The organism is Oricola sp. (genome assembly GCF_022763245.1).
GTDB lineage: Bacteria > Pseudomonadota > Alphaproteobacteria > Rhizobiales > Rhizobiaceae > Oricola.
The window spans coordinates 114,149-139,554 of sequence record NZ_JALEGV010000008.1; the positions used below are offsets into that span (position 1 = coordinate 114,149).

The 25,406-nt window shown below is 66.0% G+C and carries 19 protein-coding genes; 8 read left to right on the forward strand and 11 right to left on the reverse strand.

From position 1 onward, the window contains the following. Positions 1-53 precede the first annotated feature (53 nt). Positions 54-527, forward strand: a complete 474-nt coding sequence (locus tag MRY80_RS02205) for a DUF1203 domain-containing protein (protein WP_293287453.1) — start codon at positions 54-56, stop codon at positions 525-527. Positions 528-547: 20 nt separating this feature from the next. Here the strand turns inward: MRY80_RS02205 and MRY80_RS02210 are convergent, their stop codons facing one another. Both MRY80_RS02210 and ald read right to left on the reverse strand, forming a co-directional pair. Next, complete coding sequence (locus MRY80_RS02210) at positions 548-1,207, reverse strand: PadR family transcriptional regulator (protein WP_293287455.1); 660 nt, start codon at positions 1,205-1,207, stop codon at positions 548-550. A gap of 307 nt (positions 1,208-1,514) precedes the next feature. Then, positions 1,515-2,633, reverse strand: coding sequence for an alanine dehydrogenase (gene ald / locus MRY80_RS02215; RefSeq protein ID WP_293287457.1), 1,119 nt, complete (start codon positions 2,631-2,633; stop codon positions 1,515-1,517). A gap of 146 nt (positions 2,634-2,779) precedes the next feature. On the opposite strand from ald, the gene MRY80_RS02220 reads away from it, so the two are divergent. Next, a complete protein-coding gene (locus MRY80_RS02220) occupies positions 2,780-3,253 on the forward strand; it encodes an Lrp/AsnC family transcriptional regulator (RefSeq protein ID WP_293287460.1) in 474 nt (157 codons plus the stop codon). A gap of 44 nt (positions 3,254-3,297) precedes the next feature. On the opposite strand, the gene MRY80_RS02225 is transcribed toward MRY80_RS02220, so the two are convergent. From MRY80_RS02225 to MRY80_RS02240, 4 genes are all read right to left on the reverse strand, one after another. Next, positions 3,298-5,589 carry a hypothetical protein gene (locus MRY80_RS02225; protein WP_293287463.1) on the reverse strand — a complete coding sequence of 764 codons (2,292 nt, stop codon included), beginning with the start codon at positions 5,587-5,589 and terminating at the stop codon, positions 3,298-3,300. Positions 5,590-5,786: 197 nt separating this feature from the next. After that, a complete protein-coding gene (locus tag MRY80_RS02230) occupies positions 5,787-6,569 on the reverse strand; it encodes a hypothetical protein (protein ID WP_293287465.1) in 783 nt (260 codons plus the stop codon). A 222-nt stretch (positions 6,570-6,791) separates the two neighbouring features. Then, positions 6,792-8,075: a 3-phosphoshikimate 1-carboxyvinyltransferase gene (aroA, locus tag MRY80_RS02235; RefSeq protein ID WP_293287467.1), complete on the reverse strand. Its 1,284-nt coding sequence runs from the start codon at positions 8,073-8,075 to the stop codon at positions 6,792-6,794. 81 nt (positions 8,076-8,156) lie between these two features. Then, positions 8,157-8,468 (reverse strand): HlyU family transcriptional regulator, encoded by a 312-nt coding sequence (locus MRY80_RS02240; protein WP_293287469.1) that lies wholly within the window; start codon positions 8,466-8,468, stop codon positions 8,157-8,159. Positions 8,469-8,621: 153 nt separating this feature from the next. On the opposite strand from MRY80_RS02240, the gene MRY80_RS02245 reads away from it, so the two are divergent. The 3 genes from MRY80_RS02245 (at position 8,622) to MRY80_RS02255 (ending at position 13,013) form a co-directional block, all read left to right on the forward strand. Beyond that, the gene (locus tag MRY80_RS02245) at positions 8,622-10,613 is read left to right on the forward strand and encodes a bifunctional 2',3'-cyclic-nucleotide 2'-phosphodiesterase/3'-nucleotidase (RefSeq protein ID WP_293287471.1); all 1,992 of its coding nucleotides are present in this window, start codon (positions 8,622-8,624) and stop codon (positions 10,611-10,613) included. Positions 10,614-10,778: 165 nt separating this feature from the next. Beyond that, entirely contained in the window at positions 10,779-11,780 is a 1,002-nt protein-coding gene (locus tag MRY80_RS02250) for an alpha/beta fold hydrolase (protein WP_293287474.1), read from the forward strand. Between the two features lie 90 nt (positions 11,781-11,870). Further along, the gene (locus tag MRY80_RS02255) at positions 11,871-13,013 is read left to right on the forward strand and encodes an AI-2E family transporter (protein WP_293287476.1); all 1,143 of its coding nucleotides are present in this window, start codon (positions 11,871-11,873) and stop codon (positions 13,011-13,013) included. Positions 13,014-13,016: 3 nt separating this feature from the next. On the opposite strand, the gene ilvA is transcribed toward MRY80_RS02255, so the two are convergent. Then, positions 13,017-14,270 carry a threonine ammonia-lyase IlvA gene (gene ilvA, locus MRY80_RS02260; protein WP_293287478.1) on the reverse strand — a complete coding sequence of 418 codons (1,254 nt, stop codon included), beginning with the start codon at positions 14,268-14,270 and terminating at the stop codon, positions 13,017-13,019. A gap of 132 nt (positions 14,271-14,402) precedes the next feature. On the opposite strand from ilvA, the gene MRY80_RS02265 reads away from it, so the two are divergent. Then, positions 14,403-15,857, forward strand: a complete 1,455-nt coding sequence (locus MRY80_RS02265) for a TrkH family potassium uptake protein (RefSeq protein ID WP_293287480.1) — start codon at positions 14,403-14,405, stop codon at positions 15,855-15,857. Positions 15,858-16,009: 152 nt separating this feature from the next. Here the strand turns inward: MRY80_RS02265 and MRY80_RS02270 are convergent, their stop codons facing one another. After that, on the reverse strand, positions 16,010-16,333 hold the full coding sequence (locus MRY80_RS02270; RefSeq protein WP_293287482.1) for a hypothetical protein: 324 nt from the start codon (positions 16,331-16,333) through the stop codon (positions 16,010-16,012). A 371-nt stretch (positions 16,334-16,704) separates the two neighbouring features. On the opposite strand from MRY80_RS02270, the gene MRY80_RS02275 reads away from it, so the two are divergent. Beyond that, the gene (locus MRY80_RS02275) at positions 16,705-17,382 is read left to right on the forward strand and encodes a hypothetical protein (protein ID WP_293287485.1); all 678 of its coding nucleotides are present in this window, start codon (positions 16,705-16,707) and stop codon (positions 17,380-17,382) included. A gap of 25 nt (positions 17,383-17,407) precedes the next feature. Here the strand turns inward: MRY80_RS02275 and prfB are convergent. The 3 genes from prfB to MRY80_RS02290 all read right to left on the reverse strand — a co-directional run bounded on the left by prfB (position 17,408) and on the right by MRY80_RS02290 (position 22,503). Continuing rightward, positions 17,408-18,536, reverse strand: a protein-coding gene (gene prfB, locus MRY80_RS02280) for a peptide chain release factor 2 (protein WP_293287487.1) whose coding sequence is annotated in 2 segments (ribosomal slippage) — positions 17,408-18,466 and positions 18,468-18,536 — 1,128 coding nt in all. Because the reading frame shifts where the segments join, the coding sequence is not laid out codon by codon here. Positions 18,537-18,622: 86 nt separating this feature from the next. Then, on the reverse strand, positions 18,623-21,073 hold the full coding sequence (locus MRY80_RS02285; RefSeq protein ID WP_293287489.1) for a penicillin-binding protein 1A: 2,451 nt from the start codon (positions 21,071-21,073) through the stop codon (positions 18,623-18,625). Between the two features lie 146 nt (positions 21,074-21,219). Then, a complete protein-coding gene (locus MRY80_RS02290; protein WP_293287491.1) occupies positions 21,220-22,503 on the reverse strand; it encodes an N-acetylmuramoyl-L-alanine amidase in 1,284 nt (427 codons plus the stop codon). 552 nt (positions 22,504-23,055) lie between these two features. On the opposite strand from MRY80_RS02290, the gene MRY80_RS02295 reads away from it, so the two are divergent. After that, positions 23,056-25,406: Rne/Rng family ribonuclease (locus MRY80_RS02295; RefSeq protein WP_293287493.1), on the forward strand; the 2,351-nt coding region annotated here is incomplete at its 3' end.

The window sequence follows — 25,406 nt, forward strand, 5'->3', positions numbered from 1 at the left end:
CGCCGCCCGGCCTACCGCTCTGTCGATCGTCCCACGAGCCGATGGAGCTGGACATGACCGAAATCGGATTTCGCGCCCTGGAAACCGACGCCGTCCGTGCTCTGCAGCGCGGCGGCGACGATGCCTACGGCAACCCGCCGCAAAGGCTCGTCTCCGACGGAAGCGGCATCCCCTGCCGCCACTGCCTGCAGCCGGTGCGGGACGGCGATCCTTTTCTCGTGCTTGCCCACCGCCCCTTCGACGCGCCGCAGCCCTATGCGGAGACGGGCCCGATCTTCCTGCATGCCGAGGAATGCGAAAGAGCCTCGGACACGGACGACCTCGCGCCGATGTTCCGGTTCGGCGGCAGCTACATCCTGCGCGGTTATCGCAGCGACGACTGGATCGACTATGCGACCGCCGAGGTCGTCGAGGCTGCCAACATCGTGAAAACGGCGCGGGCCATGCTGGACCGCGCCGAAGTCGCCTATCTGCACATGCGCTCGTCGCGCTTCAACTGCTACCAGGCGCGCATCGAGCGCGCCTGATACGGCAAGGCGGCAAGGCTTTAGTCCTCTTTCGGCTCCAGCCGGTCGGCGGCGTCGAGCAGCAGCTTGACGATCTCGCCCGAGCGCTTCTCGTCCGCAGCGATGGCGCGGGCGACCGTTTCGCGCAGATGCAGCAGTGCGGTGTCCAGGCTGCGCGGCAGCTCCGGCCCGTCATCCCTGCCGTGGCCCTCGCGCTTCGACTTGCGCCGCTCCATGCGCCCGCCGATGGCGGACAGGCGCTCGAAGATCGCATCGACCATCTCGCGATTTTCCTCCAGATAGGCTCGCCCGTCCTCGGTGATGCTGTAGGACTTCTTGTTGCCGTCCTCTTCAGCCTGCACATGGCCGGCTTCTTCCAGATAGGTCAGCGTCGGATAGACGACGCCCGGGCTCGGCGCATAGGAACCGCCCGACATCTCCTCGATCTGCTTGATGAGGTCGTAGCCGTGACGGGACTCGTCGCCGATCAGCGCCAGGATGACGAGGCGAAGGTCGCCCCGGATCAGCCGCCGGCCGAACCGGCCGCCGTCCCCGTCGCCGAAGCCGCGCCCCCTGCGCCCGCCCCGGCCGCGATGACCGCCGGAATCCTCGCCGCCCATCGCATGAAATGCCTTGCCGCGACACTGGCCGCGACCGTGCCTGTGCAGCCCGTCTTCGGGGCCTTCCATCGATCCAAACATGGTTTTCTCCGTTTCGATTGTTTTCGATATATCGGCAAATAGGCAATACCGACATGATCGTCAAGATACAGATATATCGAAAAAAGAACGAACGACGATATGTCGATACCATGAATGAGCATTTTCAATGCCTTAAACGGCACACGAACGATCGGAAAAATGTACGATAAAGATACATATCGAAAGAAGCACAAAAAAACGGGCGAAGCCTTCTGCTCCGCCCGTCGCCCCATCGAAAGGGTTCGGTCATGTGTGAGAACGGCCGGCCACGGCAATCGTGACCGGCCTTGTCACGCTTTCAGGTCTGTCAGGCGACCTTCAGCGCGTCCTGCGGTGCGGCCATCTCGTAGCCGAGCGCGTCGGCCACCGCCTTGTTGGTGATGCGGCCGCGATGCACGTTGAGGCCGTTGCGCAGATGCGGCTCGTCGACCAGCGCCTTCAGCCCCTTGTTGGCGAGCATCAGCCCGTATTGCAGCGTCGCGTTGTTGAGCGCCTTGGCCGAGGTGACCGGCACGGCGCCCGGCATGTTGGCGACGCAGTAATGGATGACGCCGTCGATCTCGTAGGTCGGTTCCGAATGCGTGGTCGCCTTGGAGGTCTCGAAGCAGCCGCCCTGGTCGATGGCGACGTCGCACAGCACCGAGCCCTTCTTCATGCCGCCCAGCATTTCGCGGGTGACGAGCTTCGGCGCGGCGGCGCCCGGGATCAGCACGGCGCCGATCACGGCGTCGGCCGAGAAGACTTCCTCTTCCAGCGCTTCCACGGTCGAGTAGCGGGTGTGGACGCGGCCGTTGAAGATGTTGTCGAGTTCGCGCAACCGCGGGATCGAGCGGTCGATGATCGTGACGTCCGCGCCGAGGCCGACGGCCATCTTGGCCGAGTTCAGGCCGACGACGCCGCCGCCGAGCACCACGACCTTCGCGGGCAGCACGCCCGGCACGCCGCCGAGCAGGATGCCGTGGCCGCCATGCGCCTTCTGCAGCGCGGTCGCGGAGGCCTGGATGGCCAGACGACCGGCCACTTCGGACATCGGCGCGAGCAGCGGCAGGCCGCCGCGATCGTCGGTCACGGTCTCGTAGGCGACCGCCGTGCAGCCGCTGGCGAGCAGGCCCTTGGTCTGCTCCGGATCGGGAGCCAGGTGCAGATAGGTGTAGAGGATCTGGTCCTCGCGCAGCATCGCCCATTCGACCGGCTGCGGTTCCTTCACCTTCACGATCATGTCCGACTGCGCGAACACCTCTTCGGCGGTCTTCACGACCTTCGCGCCGGCGGCGACATAGGACGCGTCATCGGCGTCGATGCCGAGGCCCGCGCCGCTTTCCACGATCACCGTGTGGCCATTGGCGACATACTCGCGCGCCGAACCCGGGGTCAGGCCGACGCGATATTCGTGGTTCTTGATTTCCTTCGGACAACCGACGCGCATTGATGTCTCCCTTGAGCCCGGCGTTGTGCATGGGAAGGATGATCGTCGAAATCGCGGTCAATGTCCTTGCAAAGTGGGGCTGCGACATCCTGTCTTTTCGCGTATTGTTGCGTCAGAAATGCCAAAAGAAGGGAAAGATTGCGCGCATGGAACTCGATTCGATCGATCTCTCGATACTCGCCACGCTTCAGGCCGATGGCCGCATCTCCAACGTGGCGCTCGCCGAAGCCGTCGGCCTGTCGCCCTCGGCCTGCTCGCGCCGGCTCGACGCGCTGGAGAAATCCGGCGCGATCCGCGGCTATCACGCCCGCGTCTCAAACAAGGCACTTGGCTACACGCTGACCGTGATCGTCCACATCTCGCTGTCCGGCCAGTTCCAGAAAACGCTGCGCGAATTCGAGGACGCCATCAAGCGCTGCCCCAATGTGCTGGTGTGCTACCTGATGAGCGGCGAATACGACTACATCCTGCGCATCGCCGCCAAGGACCTGGCCGATTACGAGCGCATCCACCGCGACTGGCTGTCGTCGCTGCCGCATGTGGTCAAGATCAACTCGTCCTTCGCGCTGCGCGAGATCATCGACCGCCCGAATGTCGGCATCGACCCCGCGATGGTCTGAGCGCGGGCTCGCTCACGGCGCGATCCGGGCCTGGCCTCCTCCTGTCACCAGGAGAACAGCGCTCCCGCGCGCCCGGCGACCTGTCCGCCCGCCACCGCGATGCCGCCCGTCAGATGGACGTTTTCCGAGACCTTGCCGCCGAAATTGCCGCCAAAGGCCGAGATCCCGTCAAACGAGCTGACGTTGAACCCCATGGCGAACTGCTTGCCGTAAGGCACCCAGAAGTTGGAGAGCGCCATCGCCATGGCGACGCCTTCCTTGTTCTCGCCGATCTGCACATAGAGCTCCCGGTCGGCGGCCAGATTGCCGAACTGGTCCGTGGTCGCCAGCGACAGCGGCCCGACCTGCGATGCCGTGCTGTTCAGCGAAGCGATGCCGGGCATGGTGTAGGTGTTGGCGGCGACGCCGAAGACCTGCTGGTTCGCCCGCGTCGCCGTGGCGCCCGCGCCGAAGGCCGCCGAGCCCGAATAGGCCGCGCTGCTCTCCGCACCCATCGCGGTCGCATACGGCCCGGTCGCCTGCGCCGACATGCCGGTCGCGGTGGCGTTGGCCTGCGTTGCCGCCGCGCCTTGTCCGAGGGCCGTCGTGCCCGTCCCCGTCGCCGAGGCGAGCTGGCCGAGCGCCGTGGCGTTCTCCTGGCTTGCGGTCGCCGTCTGGCCGAATGCCGTCGCATAATCGCCGGTGGCGAGCGCCCCCTGGCCCGTTGCCGTGGCGTTCAGGCCCGAGGCTTCCGAATTCTGGCCGACCGCCGTCGTCAGCAGGTTGCTCGCAAGCGCGCTCTGCCCGATCGAGGTCGACTGCGAGCCGACCGCGATCGCGGATTCGCCGACCGCCGTGGAGGCTTCCACGCCGGCGAAGGTGTCGTTACCGATCGCGGTGGACGATGCGCCCAGAGCCACGGCGAACTGACCGAAGGCGCTCGCGCCCTCCTCGAAGGCGAGCGCGTTCTGCCCGACCGCCGAGCCGTTCGCAGCGGCGACTTCGGCGCTCTGACCGATCGCGGTGCCGTTGGCCCCGCCGGAATAGACCCGGGAGCCCTGCCCCAGCGCTGTCGCGCCGTCGGCAAACGCCCAGGCGCCCTGGCCGACCGCCGTCATGTTCTGGCCGTTGAGGAAATTGCCGGTCGTCGGATCGAAGGCCTGCGCGCCGTCGCCGATGGCGGTGTTGCCGGTGCCCGCCGCGATCGCCTCGGTCCCGACGGAGGTCGAGTCGGCCCCGATGGCCTGCGCCTGCGTGCCGACCGCGGTCACGTCCGTTCCGGCGGCAAAGGCGGTCTCGCCAAGCGACGTCGCGCGTGTGCCAAGCGCCTGCGCGCCGGCACCGAACGCCGCCACACTCTCCCCGTCGGCGATGGCCCCCGCACCGAACGCGATCGCCCCGACCCCGCTCGCATAGGCGCCGTCACCGAACGCGATGGCGTATTCGGAGAGCGCCTGCGAGCCGTTGCCGATCGCGATGGCCGTGACATCCGCCGTGTAGGCGTAGTCCCCGCCGAAGCCGGCACCGCCCACGCCGCCGCCGCCGATCGTGATACCCTCGAAATAGTATTCGACCGCGACATCGGCCGTCCCGTCGAAATCCGGATTGCCGAGATAGCCGAGCGTGATGCGGCCGTTATGCGCCGACACGCCCATGTTGGCGATGACGTTGGCGTCCGTCATGACGCTGCCGGTGAAGACGCCCTCGCAATTCGGCAGGCCGAATGTCTGGACGCCCTCGATGATCAGGCTGCCGGTCTGCAGACCGACGCCGACGGCCTGCACCGCGTTGGAGGCGGACTCGGTCAGGCCGGTGAAATCGAGCGCAGTGGCGATCTCCGATCCCACGCCGACGGCCTCCGTCGCAAGCCCGGCGACGTCGAGCGCATAGGCGAAGGGATCGAGCTGCTCGGCGCAGGAAGCGGTCGCGGTGACGGCGTTCGGATCGATGGTGTTGGCGGCGTCCTGCAGCGCCGTCAGGGCCGCGTCGCGCGCCGCGGCGGCATCCTGAACATCCTGTGGATAATCCGGATCCCAGAGGCATGTCGGCGCGTCCGGGTCGCACGGGCTGCCGCCGCTCCCGTCGTCGGGCGGGTTCTGCCGCAGAAGCGCTTCCGCCGCGGCCGCCGCTTCATAGGCGGCGATTTCGTCGTCGAGATCGATGGTGCCGGCGCCGCCCAGGATCGATGTCTCGACGAAGGCCGGCCCGGTCGTGTTGGGCGCGTCCACCGTGGAAACGTCGGGCGAACCCGGCGTGGACGGCAAGTACTGGGCCTGCGCCGCCGAAACGCCCGCAAGAACGAGGGCAGATCCGAGACACGCGCTGCTGAACCGATGGAGCGTCCCAAGAACAGGCATGATGTACTCCCCCAGCACGATGTCAAACGCCAAACTCGTTGCCATCGCACAACCCAACACACCAGCAGATCAGGCAAAAAGAACGCCATGCCCCCGCGTTCCCGATACGATCTACTGAGCTGATTATGCAGCGTAGTCAGGAAATTAACGGTTTGGCAACCCTTGCGCGACGCAAGGGAAGCTCCAGTGACCCAACGTCACCGGATCGGGCGGGACAATGGCACGGGTATCGCGACGGGCTCGGTGCGCGTTTCGGCCAGCGGTTCCGGATCCGGCTCCGCCGCAGTCTCCGCCTCTGCCGCAGGTATAGGCTCAGGGTCCGCCGCGGGCACCGGCAACGCCTCGGCGGCGGGCTCGGGCTGCGGCTCCGGTTCCGGTTGCACCTCCGGCTCGATCGTCGGCAGCGTGCTTCGTGTCGGCACGATGCTTCGTGTCGGCTCCACGCTTCGGGTCGGCTCGGGGCTTGTCGCGGGCGCAGCCTGCGGCGCCGGCGCAGGTGCGGGATTCGGCGCCTGCGCGGTGTTCGCGGCGGGCGCGGTATTTGCGGCGGGCGCGGTATTTGCGGCGGGCGCGGCATTCGCCGGCTGCACGGCGGCGGTGGAGACGGAGAGCCCGAAGATGCGCCACCGGTCCTCCACCGGTTCGAAGATCGCGTAGAAGTTCACGCGCCTCGGACGGCTGTCGAAGAACCCGCGCACCTGCAGCCGCTTGCCGTTGTCGATCATGTCGGCCTGCGTGAAGGTCGGCGGCAGCACCAACACGGGCGCGAGATTGACCTTCTCCTCCCTCAGCGCCTGGAAGATCTGCGCCAGCCTGGCGGGATCGTTGACGGCGGCGAAGTTGGGAGACGCATAGTCGCGCAGCACGGTGTAGTTGCCCGTCCAGTTGGCCTGGTTGAGTGCTGCGATCGCGTCGCGCACAAGAATGACCACGAGGTCCGTGTCCGGCCGCGGCGGCTCCGCCCGGGCAGGCGAACTCATTCCAACGGCGAGAAAAACAGCGAGGAAGAGGTGTGCTGCACGCTCACGGATCAGGCCTGGAATTCGCATCTGTCGCTGCTCTTGGCTTCGTTCGCTTCCTTCGGTCGGCCAACGCTATATCGCGAATAGCAAGATTTTGGGACTCCTTCGTGACGCGGCGGCGTCCATGCCAGCTCGGTCCTCAAGGGAAAGCGTTTGCTTACGCGCGTCCGCACCCAACGATCACTCCGGGCCGGTCTCCCGCAGACCCACCCCGAGCGACTTGAGGGCTTCCCAATAGGCCGGAAAAGTCTTCGACACGCAGCCGGGATCGAGGATGGTCACGCCGGCCGTCTTCAGGCCGGCAAGTGCGAAGCTCATCGCGATGCGGTGGTCGGCGAAACTGTCGATATTCGCGTCGACGGTCGCCCCGGCCAGCGTCGGCCGGGCATGGACGATCAGGTCGTCCTCCTCCTCTTCGGCCAGCCCCTGGCTGATGTTGTTCAGCCCCTTGCGAAGCGCCGAAATCCGGTCGCATTCCTTGACGCGCAGATTGGCGATGCCGGTGAAACGCACCGTCGTATTGTTGTAGGCGGCCAGCACCGCCAGCGTCGGCACGGCGTCCTGCATCTGCGATCCCTCGATCACGGAGGGCATGTCGGGAAACTGCGCGATGATGGCGCGCGCCCGCGCATCGGGCTGGGTGAAGGCGTCGGTGGCGACGCCCAGGTCGATGTTCCCGCCGGTCAGCTGTTCCGCCGCCCACAGATAGGTGGCGGCCGACGCGTCCGGCTCGACGAAGAAATTGACAGCCTTGTAGGGCTGCGGCTCGACCCGCCATTCCGCCGCGCCCCGCCGCTCGACGGAAACGCCGAACGCGCGCATGGCCGTCAACGTCAGGTCGACATAGCCGCGCGCGCCGATCTGCGGCCCGACAAGCGCCACCTCGACCGGACCGTCGGCCAGCGGCGCGAGCATCAGGATGGCGGAGACGTACTGGCTGGACAGCCCGCCGTCGATCTCGACGCGGCCGCCGGCGAAGCGGCCATGCCCGCGCACCGTGACGGGCGGATAGCCGCCGACCGATTCCGCGTCGATGCCCATGTCGCGCAGCGCTGTGACCAGCGGGCCGATCGGCCGCTTGCGCATGTGCTTGTCGCCATCGACGGTCACCGTGCCCTGGACCATCGAGGCCGCCGCGGTCAGAAACCGCGTCGCGGTCCCCGCATTGCCCAGGAAGAGAGGTTCGGCCGGTTCGCAAAGCGCCCCGGTTCCGGCGACGACGAAGGTGGTCGGGTTCGGCTCTTCCACCGTCACGCCCATGGCGCGGATCGCCTTCGCCATATGCGCGGTGTCGTCGCTCTTCAGCGCGCCGGTGATCCGGCTCTCGCCCCGCGCCAGCGCGGCCAGCAGCAGGGCGCGGTTGGTGATCGACTTCGATCCCGGCGGCGTCGCCTTTCCGGTCAGCGGCTTGTCCACCGGCGTGATCGTCAGCGCGGGTGCCGCAAGATACTCGTATGCCGGCATGGCTCTCTCGGTCCTCGGTGAGCGGGTGTTCCGCCTAAGGCCGGCCCGGCCTTACGTCAAGCCGAGCGGCGTCATCCGTCGTCACACCGCGCGGTCCTCGCCGCGCCACAGCCCGTCGCCATTCTGGTCGACGATCAGCCGCGCCTTGCCGAGCGCCGCGCTTCTGGCCGTCTCTTCGTCCGGCAAGAGGTCGGCGCGCATGAACTTGCGCTCCACCGCCTCTCCGTCGACCTGCTTGCGCAGGAGGCCGGCGACGCGCCACTGCCCCCCTTCCTTCACGGGACGCGCGAACACCTCGACATCCTTGTAGACCTCGTCCGGATCGCCGGACGGCGGGGCCGCTTCGCCCCCCTCCGAGGAACCGCCGAAGAGCCGCTTGAGAAAACCAGCCATGACCTCACTCCTGTCGCGGCAGCATGGGACCCGGCCCCGCCGCCTGTCAATTATCGCAGGGTGTCACAGTCTTGACACCGAAATGCAATGCGTATGCCATCGAAAGCGGATTGTTTCCGATATCCATCCGTCGTCTTCCAAAGGGAGTGAATCATGTCTTCAAACCAATCGACGCTCGCATTGCATCCGATCACGCGGCGTTCGCTGCTCGCCGGCGCGGCCGCCACGGGAGCGATGATCGCGCTGCACCCCTATTCGGCGCGCGCGCAGGCGAACCAGGCGCATCTGCGCATCATGGAGACGACGGACATCCACGTCGCCGTTCTGCCCTACGACTATTATGCCGACCGCCCGAACGACACGATGGGCCTCGCCCGCACCGCCTCGATCATCGACGGGTTCCGCAAGGAAGCCACCAACACGATGCTGATCGACAATGGCGACTACCTGCAGGGCAACCCGATGGGCGACTGGGTCGCCTATGAGCGCGGCATGAATGACGGCGACGTCCATCCCGTCATCGAGGCGATGAACGTGCTCGGCTACGATTGCGGCACGCTCGGCAACCACGAGTTCAACTACGGCCTGTCCTTCATGGACAAGGTCAATGCCGGCGCGAATTACCCGATCGTCTGCGCCAACCTCGTCAACGGCACCCAGCTCGCTGCCAATCCGCGCGACGACAAGCTCTACATGGAGCCCTACGTCATTCTCGAGAAGGCCATCGAGGACGGCGCCGGCAACGCGCAGCGCGTGCGTGTCGGCATCATCGGCTTCGTGCCGCCGCAGATCATGACCTGGGATTCCCGCCACCTCGTCGGCAACGTCATGACGCGTGACATCGTCGAGACCGCGAAGGCCTGGGTGCCGCAGATGAAGGAGGAAGGCGCCGACATCGTCATCGCGCTGTCGCACTCCGGCATCGACGGCGTGCAGACCGAGATGATGGAGAACGCCTCGCTCTTCCTGGCGGGCGTCGAAGGCATCGACGCCGTCTTCACCGGTCACCAGCACCGCGTCTTCCCGGGCGATTTCGACGGCATCGAGGGCGTCGACAACGTCAAGGGCACGCTGATGGGCAAGCAGGCGGTCCAGGGCGGCTTCTGGGGCTCGCATATGGGCCTGATCGATCTCCTGATCGAGCGTGACGGCAACAGCTGGAAGGTCATCGACGGCATGTCGGAGGCGCGTCCGATCTATGTCCGCGACGAGAACCGCAAGGTCGTCCCGCAGGTCGAGAACCTGGCCGCCGTCGAGGAGGCCGTTTCCGACGAGCACGAGGCGACGCTCGCCTATGTCCGCACGCCGGTCGGCGAGACCTCGGCGCCGCTCTACTCCTATTTCGCCCTCGTCGCCGACGATCCGTCCGTGCAGATCGTCAGCCAGGCGCAGATCTGGTACGTCTCCCACCTGCTGAAGGACGGCGAATACAAGGACCTTCCGGTTCTCTCCGCCGCCGCCCCCTTCAAGGCCGGCGGCCGTGGCGGTCCGGACTACTACACCGACGTCGCTGCCGGCGCCGTCGCCATCAAGAACGTCGCCGACCTCTACCTCTATCCCAACACCGTGCGCGCGGTCGCCATCGACGGCGCGACGGTCAAGGAATGGCTGGAAATGTCGGCCGGCATCTTCAACCAGGTCGAGCCCGGCAAGGCCGACCAGCCGCTGATCAACCCGGATTTCCCGTCCTACAATTTCGACGTGATCGACGGCGTCACCTACAAGATCGACCTCTCCCAGCCGGCGAAATACACGCCCAAGGGCGAGATCGCCAATGCCGACGCCAGCCGCATCACCGACTTGATGTTTGACGGAAAACCCGTTGATCCGACTCAGAAATTCGTCGTCGCGACCAACAACTACCGCGCCGGCGGCGGCGGCAATTTCCCGGGCATCAACAACGACGTCGTCATCCTGTCGGCGCCCGACACCAACCGCGACGTCATCGTGCGCTACATCGTCGACCAGGGCACCATCAACCCGTCGGCCGACGCCAACTGGACCTTCGCCCCGGTCGAGGGCGCGACCGTGCTCTTCGAGACCGGTCCGAAGGGCGCGCAATATGCCGGCGACGTGAAGGGCGTGACCATCGAGCCCGCCGGCGAAGGCGCCGACGGCTTCGCCAGCTTCCGCATCACGCTGTAAGCGCGAACAGCCCCACCCGCATGCGGATCGCCGTCCTTCGGGGCGGCGATCCTCGTTTGCGGCCTGCCGTCAGGGCATGAATTGCCAAGCTTCCGGACCGCCTTTACGGTTACGTAAACGCCTCATCGCGGCCATCATCGGCCGCGCACATGACCGAGTGGCCGAATGACCGCAGACAGACCCCGAAGACGCTTTGCCTGGTTCAGGACCGTGATCGCCCTTCTCCTCGTCCTCATCGTCGCCGGCGCGCTTGCCTGGGTCTTCGCCCCCCGCGAGCCCGTCGACCTCAGCCTCGCCTTCGACCCGGCCGCGCTCGGCGAGGATCTCGACGCCTATCTGCGCGACGAGGAGGCGAAATTCGACGACGTGCGCCCGACCGCCGCCAAGGAGATCGTCTGGGCCTATCCCGCCTCGCACGCCAAGACGCCCGTCGCCCTCGCCTATCTGCACGGCTTCTCCGCCGCCAAGGCCGAAATCCGGCCGGTGCCCGACATGGCTGCCTCGCAACTGGGCGCCAACCTGTTCTATTCCCGCCTCGCCGGCCACGGCCGCGACGGCGAGGCGATGGCCGAGGCGACCGTCAACGCCTGGGTGCAGGACGCCGCCGAGGCCGTCGCGATCGCCGAGCGCATCGGCGAGAAGGTCGTCCTGATCGGCACCTCGACGGGCGGCACGCTCACCACGCTGGCGGCCAGCATGCCGGACCTGAAGGACCGCATCGACGGCGTCGTCCTGATCTCGCCGAACTTCGCCATCCGCGCGTCCGGCTCGCAGATGCTCACCTGGCCCTTCGCCGAAACCCTCGTCCGGCTCGTCGTCGGCAAGGAACGCGGTTTCAAGCCGCAAAACGAGGCGCACGGCCAAAACTGGACGACGCGCTATCCTTCCCGCGCGGTCCTGCCCATGGCCGCCCTCGTCAAATACACCGCCGCCCTGCCCGTCGAGGACATCGCCATTCCGGCGCTTTTCGTCTTCCACCCGGACGACACCGTTGTCGACCAGTCGGTCACCGCGGCGATCGCCAAGCGCTGGGGCGGCCCGGTCACCGTGTCGCCGGTCGAAACCACCGACAATCCCTCCAACCACGTCATCGCCGGAGACATCCTGTCGCCCTCCAACAACGAGACGGTCGCCGCCGCCATCCGGCAGTTCGTCGAGGGGCTTTAGCGCTGTCACGCACAAACGATGTTGAAGACGCAGTTGAAAACGGCGCGGCAATCTCCACAATGGAGAGGTGACTGAACCGAAATGCGGGACATGATGCAGGCCCACGATCGATTCCGGAATCTCGTCTACGGCATGGCGCTCGCGCTCATGATCGGCTGGATCTTGTATATCGGGCAGAACGTCTTCGTCCCGGTCATCGCCAGCGTCATCGTCGCCTATATCGTCGCCGCGCTCGCCCGCCGCATGGAGCTCCTGCCGGTCGTCGGCCCGCTGATGCCGGGTCCGATCCGCTTCCTGATCTCCATCCTGATCATCGCCTTCATCATCACCGCCTTCGTCCTGCTGATCATCCAGAACATCAACCAGGTCATCGCGCTGATCCCGCAATACCAGGCCTCGCTTCTGCGCATCATCCAGGGCCTTGCGGTGCAGTTCGGCTTCGAAACCGAGCCCACCTGGGCGACGATCCGGCGCGACGTATTCGGCGAGATCCGCCTGCAATCGGTCATCGGCTCGACGGTCACCTCGATCTCGGTCCTCGTCGGCACCGTGTTCGTCATCACCGTCTACACCGCGTTCGCCCTCGGTGAACGCCGCGTCTTCGCCCGCAAGCTCGCCCGCATGGGCCGCACGCCGGCCGACAGCACGCTGATCAGCCAGATCGTCGACACGATCAACGACCGCGTCGGCGACTATCTGATCGCCAAGACCTTCATCAACCTCGTGCTCGGCATGATCTCCTACATCGTCATGATCGTGATCGGGCTCGACTTCGCGGCCTTCTGGGGCGTGCTGATCGCGCTGCTGAACTACATCCCCTATATCGGCTCCATGGCCGGCGTGCTGGCGCCGACGACCATCGCCATCGTCCAGTTCGAGGGCGACTGGTCGATGATCGCCACCTGCTTCTTCGGCCTGACCTTCTGCCAGATCTTCGTCGGCAGCTATCTGGAGCCGAGCCTGATGGGCCGCTCGCTCAATCTCAGCCCCTTCGTCATCCTGGTCTCGGTAACCGCCTGGGGGTCGATCTGGGGCATTTCCGGCGCGCTCCTGGCCGTGCCGGTCACCGCGATCCTCGTCATCATCTTTTCGGAATTCGAAGGCACCCGCCCGGTCGCCATCCTGCTGTCGCGATCCGGCAAGATCCCGCCTCAGCGCCACCAGGCGATCAGACGGGAGCGATCGCTCATCCCGACCGGACCGGACGCCGCGCTCGACGACGACATCGTCTGACCGTCAGACCAGCATCCCGGCCATCAGGTCGTTGTCGGTGATGTCCTGCCAGGCGATGCCGCTGTCGTTCATCCGCGCCATCAGCGCGGCGAAACCGCCCGGGTTCTTCGTCTCGATCCCGATCAGCACCGAGCCGAAATTGCGCGCCGATTTCTTCAGATATTCGAACCGCGTGATGTCGTCCTCCGGGCCAAGCAGGTTGAGGAAGTCCTTCAGCGCGCCCGGCCGCTGCGGCATGCGCAGCACGAAATATTTCTTCCGCCCTTCCGCCTTCAGCGCCCGCTCCTTCACCTCGGCCAGCCGCTCGAAATCGAAATTGCCGCCCGACGCGACGCACAGGATCGCGCGCGGCGCGCCCGTGGACTTGGGCAGATCCTTCAGCGCGTCGATCGCCAGCGCGCCGGCCGGCTCCAGCACGACACCCTCGATGTTCAGCATCTCGATGATCGTCGTGCACAGCCGGTCCTCCGGCACGAGGTCGACGTCGTTGGGCGAAAACGCCTTCAGCCGGTCCCAAGTCTTCGCCCCGATCTGGCCGACGGCGGCCCCGTCGACGAAATTGTCGAACCGCTCCAGCCGCACCCGCTCGCCCTTCTCCAGGCTCCTGCGCAGGCTCGGCGCGCCGGCCGGCTCGACCATGGTGAACGAGGCCGCTTCGCCGGCCTCGCCGAAATAGCGCGTCAGCCCGCTCGCCAGCCCACCGCCGCCGACGGCGACGATCACCCGGTCGAAGCGCAGGCCGTCCGGCGCCTGCGCCAGCACTTCCTGCGCCACCGACGCCTGCCCCTCGATGATGTCGTCGTGATCGAAGGGCGGCACCATCACCGCGCCATGCTCCTGCGCGTAGTCTAGGGCAGCTCGGTTGCAGTCGTCGAAATAGTCGCCCACCAGCCGGATCTCGACATTGTCGCCGCCGAAGGCGCGCGTCTTGTCGATCTTCTGCTGCGGCGTCGTCACCGGCATGAACACCACGCCCCGCTTGCCGAAATGCCGGCACACATAGGCCAGCCCCTGGGCGTGATTGCCGGCCGACGCGCAGACGAAGGGCCCGTCCACGCCTTCGGCAAGCCGCTTGCGGATGAAGTTGAACGCGCCGCGGATCTTGTAGGAGCGCACCGGCGACAGGTCCTCGCGCTTGAGGAATATCCGGTGCCCGTATTTCTGCGACAGGAAGACGTTTTCCTGCAGCGGCGTTTCGGGAAACAGGCTCCGCATGGCGGTCGTCGCATCCGCGACAGAAGTCAGGAATTCGCTCATCATCGACAGTCCGTGTTGCACCGGCGCCCACAAACCTGTGGTTTTCGCCTTCACGCGGGTCTATAGGCCCGCTACCGGTTTGGCCAGCATCGCTCGTCGCGCCATCATGGCCGCGTATCGGCAGGAGAGGCTATGAAAGGCAGAAATCTGCGCGCGGCGATCCACGTCAGCGCCGTCTTCGCGACCTGGCTCGCCGCCCTGATGCTCATTCCGGCGTTGACCGACCTCTATTTCGGCAATCCCGACTGGCTCGTCTTCGCGATCTCGTCCGCCGTCATCGTGACGCTGTCCACCATCATCGCAGCGGCGACGCGCGGCATCCGCCCGGCCTATTCGACACGTTTCGCCTTTCTCCTCGTCAACATGCTGTGGCTGACCTTCGCGGTCGCCGGCGCGGTGCCCTTCATCGAGTCCTCGCTGCAGATGTCCTGGGCGGACGCCTTCTTCGAATCCATGTCCGGCATCACCACCACCGGCTCCACCGTGATCAGCGGGCTCGACGGCCTGCCGCCGGGGCTCCTCCTGTGGCGCTCGATCCTGCAATGGGTCGGCGGGCTCGGCGTGATCGCGCTCGGCCTGTTCATCCTGCCCTATCTGAAGATCAGCGGCAGCTCCGTGTTCCGCCTGGAATCCTCGGACCGCTACGACCGCCCCTTCTCGCGCATGTCCACCTTCGCCACCTCGATCATCGGCATCTACATCGCGTCGACGATCGTCTGCGCCATGCTCTACAAGCTCACCGGCATGACGGTGTTCGACGCGGTCAACCACGCCATGACGACGCTGTCGACAGGCGGCTATTCCACCCACGACGCCTCCTTCGGCTATTTCCCGAACCTGTCCACCCAGTGGGTCGCGATCGTCTTCATGCTGGTCGGCGCGACGCCGTTCACCGCGCTGATCGTGCTGATGCTGAAGGGCCGCCTCGACATGTTCCGCGATAACCAGGTCGTGATCATGCTGGCCTACACGCTGGGTCTCGCGATCATCCTCGCCGTCTATCTCGACCTCACCCATGCCGAGGAACTGGCGCTGGGTTTCGAACACGCGGTCTTCAACATCGTCTCGCTGGTGACGACGACGGGCTACGCCAATTTCGACTATCTGCAATGGGGGCCGTTCGCCATCGCGCTGGTGTTCATGGCGACGTTTCTCGGCGGCTGTTCCGGCTCCACCTCCGGCGGCGTGAAGGCCTATCGCTGGATCGCGCTCTACGGCATTCTGCGCCGCGCGCTCGACCGCTTCATCTATCCGAGCGCGGTGGCGAGCGTCCGATCGGGGCGCGACTCGGTCGACGAACAGACGTTGGGCGTCATCCTGCTCTTCTTCACGGCCTTCATCCTGCTGTGGAGCCTGTTGAGCGTCGCGCTGACGCTGACGGGCACGGATTTCCTGACGTCGCTGTCCGGCATTCTCACGGCGCTCGCCAATGTCGGCCCGGGTCTCGGCTCGATCATTGGACCGGCCGGCAATTTCGGCCCGCTGCCGGATTCGGCGAAATGGATCCTGTCCTTCGCCATGCTGCTCGGCCGCCTGGAGATCTTCACCGTGCTGGTGCTGCTCTCCCCCGCCTTCTGGCGGGAATGACGGATGGAAATGTCGGGGAGGTCTCGATTTGAACGGCTCGAGGGGCCGGGAGATGAGGCTGGCGCGGGCTCCCGACGCTTGAAGCATCGGGAGCGGCCAGTTCTAGCGGGAGCGCCGAGCGGGTGGAGGTCAGACCCCGGCGCCCCCGCTGATCACACACCGCCGGCCTGGGCCGTGACGGTGGAAGCGTCGGCTGTCATCTGGCCGGTGTCGCGGACACGAGCCTCGGCAATCAGGCCGCCCGTGGCGTCGAAGCGCCAATCGACGACGACGTTCTGCCCGGAGGCCAGCTCCGGCATCTTGATGCATTCGACGACAGCCATCGGGTAGTCGTCGATCATCCGGACGCGGATGCCCATTTCTTCTTCGCAGCTCTCGACAGAGGCGTATTGTACAATCGGCTCGGGAGCCTGGCGGCAGACCATCATCGAGTGGTCACATCCCAGAACCAGCATAACAGCAACGATCGGTTCCATTGTTTCTCTCCAATCAGGATTTGAAACGAACCTACCGGCGAAAAGGTTCCATCGCTGTGCATTGCGTCACAAGGTCAAATTCGCAGAAATATCCTTGGCGTTGCTTTCGGGCGGCTCACTCATAACGGCGCTCCGCCGATGCCGATCGGTCGCGAACGCCCCCGCTTCCGGTGGACGGACGTCTGACGCGCACTTCCCTCGCGCAGCGGATTTTCCCAAGGAGGTCAGCCGTTTGCGCGTGTCCGCAGGCCGGCCAGCCCCGGCAGTCGGTCCACCGGCCTCCGCGCCCCCCATACGCTGTCGCCCGGCAAGTGACTTATGCCGCCACCGGCCCGCGGGCCGCGGGTTTCAAACGACGGAGACGAAGGCGAGTGGACTGGGCCCTGGCGATCGACCGCAACCGCGAAGCGCTTCTGCGCATCGTCGCGCGCATGTTCGCCATGGCCGGAATGGACGAGGCCGGCATCGTCGAGACGCTGCCGCGCTACCTGCGCACCGCCGTCTTCCGCATCCTTCGCCCGGCGGAAGCCGCCGCCCGTCGGCTGGTGCTGATCGCCGCGCATGACATCGTGGTGGTCCTGCCGCCGCGCCGGACCGTTGTCGCATCGAAGGGGTCAAGACGCGGCAGCACCGCCGCAAACGAGCCGACCTGCGCGCTGGCGATCGTCGATCCGCTACCGGACCCGGTGCCCCGGCCCTTCTACCGCCGCCCTGTGAGCTACCCGCGCATCACCTGTCTCGGCCTGTCCGAGCCGAGGCCGATACCGGAGAACTGGATTGCCAGGCCTGGCGATGAAGTCGATGCGAAAGGTCTCTGCCGCCGGCTGGCGGCGCTGAAGCGGGCGCTCGACGACCTGCCCGGTCACGCGAAGCGTCTGGCCCGCTGGCGGGCGCGGCGCGATCGGCACGAGGGACCCTGTCGATTTCACGAGATGCGGCCGGGCCGTCCGCCAGGCCATCGCCGACGCGCCGGTGGCGCCGTCGACGAGGTGCTGCGCGAGTGCCATGCGCTCGCGATCCACGCCCTGAAAGAGGCCGATACCTCCTAGGAGTTCGAAGCAGGCGCCTTGGCGCCTACTCCACATCCTCCACTTCGACATCGCCGCCATGGACCCGGTGCGCGAGCGCAGCTTCCATGAATTCGTCGAGCTCGCCGTCGAGCACGTCGGAGGGCGACGTCGATTCCACGCCGGTGCGCAGGTCCTTGACCAGCTGATAGGGCTGCAGGACGTAGGACCGGATCTGGTGGCCCCAGCCGATCTCCGTCTTGGTGGCTTCCGTCGCGTTGGCTTCCGCCTCGCGCTTCTTCAGCTCTTCCTCGTACAGACGGGCGCGCAGCATGTCCCACGCCCGCGCGCGGTTCTTGTGCTGCGAGCGTTCCGCCTGGCACTGCACGACGATGCCGGTCGGGATGTGCGTGATGCGCACGGCCGAGTCGGTCGTGTTGACGTGCTGGCCGCCGGCGCCCGACGCGCGATAGGTGTCGATGCGGCAATCGCTCTCGGCAACCTCGATGTCGATGGAATCGTCGATCACCGGATAGACCCAGGCAGATGCGAACGAGGTGTGCCGCCGCGCGTTGGAATCGTAGGGCGAGATGCGCACGAGGCGATGCACGCCCGATTCCGTCTTCATCCAGCCATAGGCGTTGTGGCCCTTGACCAGGATGGTCGCCGACTTGATGCCCGCTTCTTCACCGGCCTGCAGTTCCACGACCTCGACCTTGAAGCCGCGCCGTTCCGCCCAGCGGGTGTACATGCGCAGCAGCATCGACGCCCAGTCCTGGCTCTCGGTGCCGCCGGCGCCGGAGTGGATTTCCATATAGGTGTCGTTGCTGTCGGCCTCGCCCGAAAGGAGCGCTTCCACCGACCGCTTGTCGATGGCGGCCTGGATGTCGCGGATCGCCTGTTCGGCCTCGCCGACGGTCTCGCTGTCGCCCTCTTCCTCGCCGAGCGCGATCAGCTCGACATTGTCTTCAAGCGACTGGTCGAAACCGCGGATGGCGCCGATCATGTCCTCGAGGCGCTGCCGCTCCTGCATGAGCTTCTGCGCTTCCTCGGCATTGTTCCAGAGATCGGGATCTTCGGCGCGGGAATTCAGATATTCTAGGCGTTTGACGGACTGATCCCAGTCAAAGATGCCTCCTCAGCAGGCTGATTGCCTGCTTGATGTCGTCGACGAGCGTCGAGGTTTCGGCGCGCATGGGTCTTCCTTCGGACTCGCGTGAAAGTGTCAGGCGCCGGATTTAGGCGTGCCGGGCGGCCGTGTAAAGAGAGGAAGCCGGGCGGCCTAGAACAAACCGCCCTGCCCGCTCTGGATCGCCTCCTGGGCGCGCGGCGAAATCGCCTGCTGCTCCTCGATTTCCACCGCGACCGTCTCGATGCCGATGACCTGGTAGGAATCGGCCGGTCCGGTGCCGGGCTTGAAGGCCTCGAGGATCGTGTCCTCGCCGCCGGAAGCGCGCATGCCCGTCTTGCGGTCGATCTCGATCACGTTCATGCCCGCCGGAAGCCGGAAGTCGGCGATCGGCGAATCCGCCAGCGCGGCCGACATGTATTCCTTGAACACCGGCGCGGCGAGATGCCCGCCCGTCGCGTTGCGGCCCATCGGCTGCGGCTGGTCGAAGCCCATATAGACGCCCGTGACGACATTCGGCGTGAAGCCGATGAACCAGGCGTCCTTTTCCTCGTTGGTCGTGCCGGTCTTGCCGGCCAGCGGCCGTCCGAGGTCGCGCAGCAGCGTCGCCGTGCCCCGCTGCACCACGCCTTCCATCATCGAGGTGATCTGGTAGGCGGTCATCGGGTCGAGCACCTGCTCGCGATTGTCGATCAGCTGCGGCTCGTCCTGCCCGGCCCAGCGCTCCACGTTGCACGCCTCGCAGATGCGCTGGTCGTGCTTGTAGATCGTGCGGCCGTAGCGGTCCTGCACACGGTCGATGAAGGACGGTTCGATCGAGCGCCCGCCATTGGCCATGACCGAATAGGCCGAAACCATGCGCAGCGCCGTCGTCTCGCCCGCGCCCAGCGCCATGGCCAGAACCCGCTGCATGTTGTCGTAGACGCCGAACCGCTCGGCATATTCGGCGATCAGCTCGATGCCCATGTCCTTGGCAAGCCGCACGGTCATCAGGTTACGCGAGCGCTCGATGCCGAGGCGCAGGGTCGACGGACCGGCGTAGCCGCCGCCATAGTTCTTCGGCTGCCAGACCTCGCCGCCCGAAACGAGCTGGATCGGCGCGTCGAGCACCACCGAGGCGGGCGTGTAGCCATTGTCGAGCGCCGCCGAATAGACGATCGGCTTGAAGGACGAACCCGGCTGGCGATAGGCCTGCGTCGCGCGGTTGAACTGCGACTGCGAATAGGAGAAGCCGCCCACCATCGCGAGCACGCGGCCGGTGTTCGGGTCCATCGAGATCAGCGCGCCGGAAATCCCCGGCACCTGCTGCAACTCGTAGGCGTCGCCCGTCTTCTCGACATAGACCACGTCGCCGACCGAAAGCACGTCGGTGATGCTCTTCACCTTGGAGGTGCGGCCGTCGGCGCGGCGCGTCTTGGCCCATTCGATGCCGGCGGCCGGAAGCGCCACGGTCTGGCGTTCCGCCGACAGGTCGCCGGTCGTTTCGCGCTCGGGCCGCAAGCCGATCTCGGCGCCGTTCTGGCCCATGTTCAGGACCACGGCAAGCTTCCACTCCGGCACGTCGGACATGTCCTTCATGTCGGCCAGCGCCGCGCCCCAGTCTCCGGCCGTGTCGATCGTGTCGACCGCCCCGCGATAGCCGCGCTCGCGGTCATACTGGATCAGCCCGTGCTGCAGCGCCTTGCGCGCAAGCTCCTGGAGATGCGGATCGAGCGTGGTGCGCACCGACAGGCCGCCTTCGTAGAGAGCGTCCTCGCCGTAGCGGTCGATGATGCGCTTGCGCACTTCCTCGGTGAAATATTCCGACGCGAAGACATAGGAGCCCGAACGGCGGAAATTGACGCCGAGCGGCGCCTGCTTGGCGGCGGTCGCCTCTTCGGCCGTGATGTAGCCGTTCTCGTTCATCCGGTCGAGAATCCAGTTGCGGCGCGTCGTCGCCGCTTCCGTGTCGTCGAAGGGATGGTAGTTGGACGGAGCCTTGGGCAGCACCGCGAGATAGGCCGCCTCCTGCAGGTTCAGCTCGTTGACCGACTTGCCGAAATAGGTAAGCGCCGCGCCCGCGATGCCGTAGGCGCCCGCGCCGAAGAAGATCTCGTTGAGATACAGTTCGAGGATGCGGTCCTTCGAATAGGCCTGCTCGATGCGGAAGGCCAGAACCGCTTCCTTGATCTTGCGGTCGATCGTGCGGTCGTTGGTCAGGAGGAAGTTCTTGGCGACCTGCTGGGTGATCGTCGATGCGCCGACGAGCCGGCGCCCCTTCTGGATGTTCTCCAGGTTGGTGACGATCATCGCGCGGGCAAGCGCCAGGAAATCGACGCCGGGATGGGTGTAGAAGTTCTTGTCTTCCGCCGACAGGAAGGCCGCCTTGACGCGGTCGGGAACCGCCTGGATCGGAACGTAGAGGCGCCGCTCGCGGGCGAACTCGCCCATCAGCTGGCCGTCGGCGGAATGCACGCGCGTCGTCACCGGCGGTTCGTAATTGGCGAGGACCTCGTAATCCGGCAGGTCCTTGGTCAGGTCACCGATATAGATGATGACCCCGGCCGCGACCGCAAGCGCCATGACCGTCCCGATTCCGAAGAAATATCCAAGCAAGCGAAGCATGTGATCTCTTTCAGTCGCCTCCGCATGCGGCGGGCGACTCTACCCCGTGTCCGGCGCGAGGCATACAGGAGTCGCGCCATGCATGAAACCATGCCTTTCTACCGAAATGGGACGGCACAATGGCATGTGCGCAAAAAAGACGGGTTCTACCCGCCGGACGCGACCGACGCGCCGATCTGACGCGACGACAGGGCGGCGAATTTCTCGATCGCGTTGGCGAGCCTGTCGGCAAGCCCGGCGCGCCATTCCTTCTCGTTGAGAAGCGCCTCGTCTTCCTTGTTGGACAGGTAGCCCAGTTCGATCAGGACCGACGGCACGTCCGGCGCCTTGAGCACGCGGAAGCCGGCATAGCGGTGCGGGTTCTTGATCAGCCGCGCGAAGCCCTTCATGTCGGAGATCGCGAGCCGGGCGAACTGTACGGAGAAGCCCAGTGTCTCGCGCCGGGCGAGATCGACGAGGATGTCGGAGACGCTGTCGTCACCCTCGGGCCGCTCCACGCCGGCCATCGAGTCGGCCAGGTTCTCGTTGGCCGCGACCGAAGCCGCCACCTGGTCCGACGCCTTTTCGGAGATCGTGTAGATCGTCGCCCCGCGCACCCCGTGCTGGCGCAGCGAGTCCGCATGGATGGAGACGAACAGGTCCGCCTCGTGCTGGCGGGCGAAGCCGGTCCGGTCGGACAGCGTGATGAAGACGTCGGTCTCGCGCGTCATGTAGACCCGCGCGCCCGGGAACTTCGCCAGACGGTCCCTGAGCGTCTTGGCGAAGGCCAGCGTGATGTCCTTTTCCTGCGTGCCGCCCACGCCCTTGGCGCCGTTGTCGATGCCGCCATGGCCGGGATCGATCACGATCGTGAACGGCCTGTCATGGTCGCGCACGGCCCCGAGGCGATCCTGCTTCTGCGCGGTGTTGATCACGGCGCTTGTCGTGATGGACCGGTCGAGCGCGTCGGTGAAGGCCTCCTCGCCCGTCACCTGGAGATCGATCACGACATTGTGACGACCGGTCTCCCGGTCCTGGCGGCCGCGCACGTCCATGACCTTGAAGGGCCGGTGGGTGCGGAAGATCAGCCGCGAATGATTGCCGCCCATGTCGCCGTAGCGCACCGCGGAGACGAGGCCGGACGTGTTGATCGCCTCCCCGTCGAACCCGTAGCCGATCTTGTTGAAATCGAGGACGAGACGCCACGGCTTGGCGAGCAGCAGATGCGACACCTCGACCGGCCGGTCGAACTCGATGACGATGCGCGTCACGGTGTCGTCGCCGGCAATCCGCATGTCCAGCGCGATCGGCACATGCGACGCGGCCGCGGCGGGAGAGGAAACGGGAGACAGAAGAAGAGAGGAAACCAGCAGGGCCAGGACGAGCCATGCGCCGGCGACCGCTCGCGGGAATCCGGCCGATGGCCGCAACCGGCCCCTCGCGCCACTCACCCGCAAGACATCCTCCCGCACGACATCGGACCGGTTTTGCTCGCACAGCCTCATGATGCGCCTTGATATGCCATCATGGTTAACCGGTTCTTTACCGGGCGCCCTGATGTCAAGTGTTTTCAAGCGGCAAGGTGTCGCTGTTCCAAATTAAAACGCTTGCAGCGCTGTTGCCAAAATCATAGATTGACCCGACGGAGGAGCGTAAATCGCACCCCGACCGTTTCGAAGATTTCGCCTGCCAGTTCGGTTGTAAGCTGGCGGCACAATCCAACGGGCTCCGATTGCGAGGAGCCCGGCTCTGCGAAGAGCAAATGAACCGGCTTCCGTAGCGGAGCCCTAGTGCAGTCGTTTTGTTGGCCCTTTTCATGGCGTTTTTTTCAACCAGTACCGTTGTTGAAACACGGCAGGACCGAGAGTCTCCATTTCTCGCCGTGCCGTCGCACGAGCCGACAAGACTCCCAATGAGCAGCACATGCCCGGCGCAGAGACGCCGGATCACGCGCCACCGGTTGCAACCTCCGGGTGAATGCGCGGCTGCCGGAACAAGAATCAATGTCAAACAAAATGCTGATCGACTCCTCCCATCGGGAGGAAACACGAGTTGTTGTAGTCAAAGGTAACCGCCTCGAAGACTTCGATTTCGAATCGGAACACAAGAAACAGATCCGCGGCAACATCTACCTGGCCAAGGTAACGCGGGTCGAACCGTCCTTGCAGGCGGCCTTCGTCGATTACGGCGGCAATCGCCACGGCTTCCTCGCCTTCTCCGAAATCCATCCGGACTACTACCAGATCCCGCTGGCCGACCGGCAGGCGCTGCTGGCCGAAGAGGCGCGGCTGGCCGAGGAAGAGGACGAGGATCAGGAGCCCGCTGCGGACAACCGCCGCTCCTCGCGCCGCAAGCGCGGCCGCAAGAACCGCCCCGGCCGTCGCGACGAGAAGACCGTGCAGGCCGTCCCCGAGGCGGAACCGGTCGCCCTCGACGCGATCCTCGCCGCATGGGAAGAGCGCCAGGCTGAAGAAGCCGCCGCAAGCGCCGACCAGGCCGACGACGAGGCGGACGCCGATGCCGACGAGACCACCGCGTCCGAAGGCGGCTCCGAGACCATCGCGGCCCGCACGGAGCAGGACGACAACGTCATCTCCGAAGCGCCCGAGACCGATGCCGACGACGAAGGCGACGGCGACGACGATTCCTCTGACGACGAGGACGACGGCGAAGAGGACAACGGACGCCGCTCGCGCGGTCGCCGCCGGCGCAATCGCGGCCGGCGTGGCGGCGGACAGCAGGACGCCTCCGACGATGACGACGACGACAGCGATGACGACGAGGTCGACACGGTCGGCAGCGACGACGCGATGGAAGAGGCCCGGCCCCGCCAGCGCGCCCTGCGCCGCCAGTACAAGATCCAGGAAGTCATCAAGCGTCGCCAGATCATCCTGGTGCAGGTCGTCAAGGAAGAGCGCGGCAACAAGGGCGCCGCTCTGACCACCTACATGTCGCTGGCCGGGCGCTACTCGGTGCTCATGCCGAACACGGCGCGCGGCGGCGGCATCTCCCGCAAGATCACCAATTCGGCCGACCGCAAGCGCCTGAAGGAAGTCGTCAAGGAACTCGAAGTGCCGAAGGGCATGGGCGTGATCCTGCGCACCGCGGGCGCCAATCGCACCAAGGCGGAAATCCGCCGCGACTACGAATACCTGATGCGCATGTGGGACAGCGTGCGCGAACTGACGCTCGCCTCCACGGCGCCGACCCTCGTCTACGAGGAAGGCAGCCTGATCAAGCGCTCGATCCGCGACCTCTACAACAAGGACATCAGCGAGATCCTGGTGTCCGGCGAGGACGGCTATCGAGAGGCCAAGGACTTCATGCGCATGCTCATGCCGAGCCATGCCAAGATGGTCCAGCCCTGGCGCGAGGCGCAGCCGATCTTTGCCAAGACGGGGATCGAGGCACAGCTCGACGGGCTGATCCAGCCGAGCGTGCGGCTGAAATCCGGCGGCTACATCATCATCAACCAGACCGAGGCGCTGGTCGCCATCGACGTGAACTCCGGCAAGTCGACGCGCGAGCATTCCATCGAGGACACCGCGCTTCAGACCAACCTGGAGGCGGCCGAGGAGGTCGCGCGCCAGCTTCGCCTGCGCGACCTTGCGGGTCTCATCGTGATCGATTTCATCGACATGGAGGAGAACCGCAACAACCGCGCCGTCGAGAAGAAGCTCAAGGAATGCCTGAAGAACGACCGCGCCCGCATCCAGGTCGGCCGGATCTCGCATTTCGGCCTTCTGGAAATGAGCCGCCAGCGCATGCGCGCCAGCGTTCTGGAAAGCACCATGCAGCCCTGCCCGCATTGCGGCGGCACCGGCCATGTGCGTTCGCAGCAATCCGTCGCCCTGCATCTGATCCGCTCTCTGGAAGAGTATCTGATGCGCAACGGCAAGCACCACGTCACGGTGCGCACCACCGCGGAGACGGCGCTCTACATTCTCAACCACAAGCGCGAGACGATCACCGAGATGGAGGGCCGCTTCGGCCTGCACATCGCGATCGAGGCCGATCCGGCCGTCAGCGCGGAAATGTTCGCGATCGACCGGGGCGAGATCTCCGACCTGCCCCGCATCGAGCCGATCCGGCCGGATTACGGCGACATGGACGACGACTTCGAGGTTCCCGAGGAACCGGCGGAGGAAGAAGAGACCGTCACGAGCTCCGACGACGAGGACGAAAACGATCAGGACGGCCGTCGCAAGAAGCGCCGCCGGCGCCCGCGGCGCCCGGACCGCGAGGATGGCGAGGGCGAGGGCCAGGACGAAGCCCACGCAACCGATGACGGCGATGACGATTACGACGGCGCTCGCGGCAAGAAGGGCAAGCGCCGCCGGGCGCGCGGCCGGCC

What these genes read in the sequence shown, in the direction of transcription:
- MRY80_RS02205 (WP_293287453.1), top strand. Translation starts at nt 54, where the DNA reads ATGACCGAAATCGGATTTCGCGCCCTGGAAACCGACGCCGTCCGTGCT.
- MRY80_RS02210 (WP_293287455.1), bottom strand. Translation starts at nt 1,207, where the DNA reads ATGTTTGGATCGATGGAAGGCCCCGAAGACGGGCTGCACAGGCACGGT.
- ald (WP_293287457.1), bottom strand. Translation starts at nt 2,633, where the DNA reads ATGCGCGTCGGTTGTCCGAAGGAAATCAAGAACCACGAATATCGCGTC.
- MRY80_RS02220 (WP_293287460.1), top strand. Translation starts at nt 2,780, where the DNA reads ATGGAACTCGATTCGATCGATCTCTCGATACTCGCCACGCTTCAGGCC.
- MRY80_RS02225 (WP_293287463.1), bottom strand. Translation starts at nt 5,589, where the DNA reads ATGCCTGTTCTTGGGACGCTCCATCGGTTCAGCAGCGCGTGTCTCGGA.
- MRY80_RS02230 (WP_293287465.1), bottom strand. Translation starts at nt 6,569, where the DNA reads ATGAGTTCGCCTGCCCGGGCGGAGCCGCCGCGGCCGGACACGGACCTC.
- aroA (WP_293287467.1), bottom strand. Translation starts at nt 8,075, where the DNA reads ATGCCGGCATACGAGTATCTTGCGGCACCCGCGCTGACGATCACGCCG.
- MRY80_RS02240 (WP_293287469.1), bottom strand. Translation starts at nt 8,468, where the DNA reads ATGGCTGGTTTTCTCAAGCGGCTCTTCGGCGGTTCCTCGGAGGGGGGC.
- MRY80_RS02245 (WP_293287471.1), top strand. Translation starts at nt 8,622, where the DNA reads ATGTCTTCAAACCAATCGACGCTCGCATTGCATCCGATCACGCGGCGT.
- MRY80_RS02250 (WP_293287474.1), top strand. Translation starts at nt 10,779, where the DNA reads ATGACCGCAGACAGACCCCGAAGACGCTTTGCCTGGTTCAGGACCGTG.
- MRY80_RS02255 (WP_293287476.1), top strand. Translation starts at nt 11,871, where the DNA reads ATGATGCAGGCCCACGATCGATTCCGGAATCTCGTCTACGGCATGGCG.
- ilvA (WP_293287478.1), bottom strand. Translation starts at nt 14,270, where the DNA reads ATGAGCGAATTCCTGACTTCTGTCGCGGATGCGACGACCGCCATGCGG.
- MRY80_RS02265 (WP_293287480.1), top strand. Translation starts at nt 14,403, where the DNA reads ATGAAAGGCAGAAATCTGCGCGCGGCGATCCACGTCAGCGCCGTCTTC.
- MRY80_RS02270 (WP_293287482.1), bottom strand. Translation starts at nt 16,333, where the DNA reads ATGGAACCGATCGTTGCTGTTATGCTGGTTCTGGGATGTGACCACTCG.
- MRY80_RS02285 (WP_293287489.1), bottom strand. Translation starts at nt 21,073, where the DNA reads ATGCTTCGCTTGCTTGGATATTTCTTCGGAATCGGGACGGTCATGGCG.